The organism is Streptococcus oralis, assembly GCF_001578945.1.
Lineage (GTDB): Bacteria > Bacillota > Bacilli > Lactobacillales > Streptococcaceae > Streptococcus > Streptococcus oralis_Q.
In genome coordinates this window covers 4,990-7,355 of the sequence record NZ_KQ969557.1, presented here as the reverse complement: position 1 = coordinate 7,355, position 2,366 = coordinate 4,990, and the positions used below count along the sequence as shown (strand labels likewise).

The window sequence follows — 2,366 nt, the reverse complement described above, 5'->3', positions numbered from 1 at the left end:
CTATGTACTTGCTCTTGATATCCTTGGCAAAGCGCTTGACGCTAGCTAGGAGTGACTTGCGACAACGTTCAATTTCGTCCTTATCGCCTGCTTCATAGGCTTCTTCCAAGCGGTAATAATCCGCCAGTGGAAACTTGGAGTCAATCGGTAAGTAGACATATTCCTGGTCACCCTGTCCAGGTAACTTGATGGCATACTCCACTCGTTCACTGGAGTTTTCAACTGTTGCAAATTCTCGTTCATACTGGGCAGGTGTCATGATGTCTTCAATGATTTGCCCCAGTTGCAATTCCCCCAGAATCCCTCGCGTCTTGGTTCCAGAGAGAACCTTGTTAAGAGCTCCAACATCACGGGCAACTGTCTGCATTTCTCCAAGACCACGATTGACAGACTCCAGTTGCTTGGAAACTGTCTCAAAGGAAGCCTGTAAGCGTGTCTGTAAGGTCTTTTCTAGTTTTTCCTCGACTGTCTGGCGCATTTGTTCCAAACGTTGCTCATTTGATTCCTGCAAGGCTTGAAGGCGTTGGTCGGTTTTGTCTCTAGTTTGCAAGAGGTTATCTGTCATTTCTTGACGGACCTGAGTCAGACCTTGGTGCAATTCAATTCGCACTTCTTGCAAACGGTCGCTGACAGCCACTTCCAAATCTTTTTGATCCAGCTGACTGGCTTGTCTGGCTTGCTCAAAGCGATAATCCAACTGGTCTGACAAATGATCCGCTTGCTCCTCCAAGCTCTTGGCCAGGTACTTGTCTTGCTTATCCTGCCTTTGCCAAATCAGAAAGAGCCCAGCTAGGTTGGCAATTAATAATAGTAATAATACAGTCTCCATCCTACCTCCTGTCCTTGCTATGCAGCACGACGACATAGCCATCTGGGCAAGTTACCGAAACTTCCCTATCTATATATTCGTTAGAAGCGTATACTTTTTTAAAGAAAAAATTTTCCTCTGTCAACTCATACTTGGCACCGAGAATGGTCAGCTGGCTATCCCGAACTGGCATAAAAGCAAGATAGTCGTAGTCCGAGCGGGGTTCTAGCTGACTGGTCCCTTCTGGACAATAGGCAATCAAATTTTGCCCATCCTCAATTGCTATCTGGCGCATAAAGGGGGTCAACTTGAGATTGCTAGGCAGAAAGACATTGGCCAGCATATGGTCAATACGGCCACCCAAAGCCCCAAAAATAGTGACCTGAGCCTGAGGATTTTGCTCAAAGATGGTTAAGAGAGCCAATTCCAGATCTGTGTCATCCTTTTCTGGCCGGGCTTGGACAAAATGCTGGGCACGTTTTTGAATCAACTGACGTTCATCTGCAGTCACCGAATCAAAATCCCCGACTGCTAGAGCGAGAGGCAGATCTTCTTCCAAGACCCAGAGCGAACCGCGATCCACACCGACAAAGCAATCAAAATCCGTCCGATAATGACCGCGATCTCCGCCTGCAAAAACGGCAACTTTAGTCCAGTTGTTTTCTGAGAGTTTGCACTCGTTCATTGACATCTCCCTTAAAGACATAGGAACCTGCTACAAAAACGGTCGCTCCAGCTTCTTTGGCTTGAGAAATGGTTTGATCATCAATACCGCCATCGACTTCAATTTCAAAGTTCAAGCCTTTTTCCTGACGAAGGGTAACCAACTCGCGAATCTTATCCATGGTTTCAGGTAGGAAAGCTTGCCCACCAAAGCCAGGGTTAACCGTCATGACCAAGACTTGATCAACTAGATGAAGGACGTGCTTGATTGCCTCGACAGGCGTCCCAGGATTGATGACAACCGAAGGTTTGACACCGAGCGAGCGAATTTTTTGGAGGGCGCCATGGATATGGGGCGTTGCTTCCACATGGATACTGATGATATCCGCTCCTGCACGCGCAAAATCTTCTAAGTGGTGTTCAGGATTTGCTACCATCAAGTGGCAGTCAAAGACCATTTTGCTATGTGGGCGAAGAGCTTCAACCACACCTGCACCAAAACTGACTTGTGGTACAAAGTGACCATCCATGATATCGATATGGGCATATTCTGCCCCGGTTGCTTCTAGGCGTTTGATTTCACATTCAAAGTTGGCATAATCTGCTGCCAGAATTGACGGAGCAATCTTGTATTGAGACATAGGTTTCTCCTTATTTTGGAATTTTTTTGCTGACTTTTTTATAGGTTTCTCTGCGATTTTCAATTTCGCTGAGGAATTGCAGGTAGTTGTCAAAACGGAAGGTCGCAATGATTCCTTCTTCTACAGCTGGCTTAACCGCACAGGACGGCTCATGGGTATGGGTACAAGTACGGAACTTACAGTCACGACTGATGCTAGCAATCTCTGGGAAGGTCTGATTGAGGTCTTCAGCCGTTGACACTTCATAATCCAGT

3 protein-coding genes and 1 pseudogene are annotated in these 2,366 nt (G+C 46.6%); all 4 read right to left on the bottom strand.

The genetic code is table 11. The features are described 5' to 3' along the window. Nucleotides 1–829, bottom strand: an 829-nt coding sequence (rmuC, locus tag SORDD16_RS09225) for a DNA recombination protein RmuC (protein WP_061453218.1), incomplete at its 3' end; no start/stop codon positions are given. A gap of 1 nt (nt 830) precedes the next feature. Beyond that, complete coding sequence (locus tag SORDD16_RS09220) at nt 831–1,493, bottom strand: thiamine diphosphokinase (protein ID WP_061453217.1); 663 nt, start codon at nt 1,491–1,493, stop codon at nt 831–833. After that, entirely contained in the window at nt 1,456–2,112 is a 657-nt protein-coding gene (gene rpe, locus SORDD16_RS09215; RefSeq protein WP_061453216.1) for a ribulose-phosphate 3-epimerase, read from the bottom strand. The genes SORDD16_RS09220 and rpe overlap by 38 nt, the downstream gene beginning before the upstream one ends. Before the next feature lie 10 nt (nt 2,113–2,122). Further along, nucleotides 2,123–2,366 (bottom strand): annotated as a pseudogene (locus SORDD16_RS12050) (ribosome small subunit-dependent GTPase A); the annotation flags it as partial.

What these genes read in the sequence shown, in the direction of transcription:
- SORDD16_RS09220 (WP_061453217.1), bottom strand. Translation starts at nt 1,493, where the DNA reads ATGAACGAGTGCAAACTCTCAGAAAACAACTGGACTAAAGTTGCCGTT.
- rpe (WP_061453216.1), bottom strand. Translation starts at nt 2,112, where the DNA reads ATGTCTCAATACAAGATTGCTCCGTCAATTCTGGCAGCAGATTATGCC.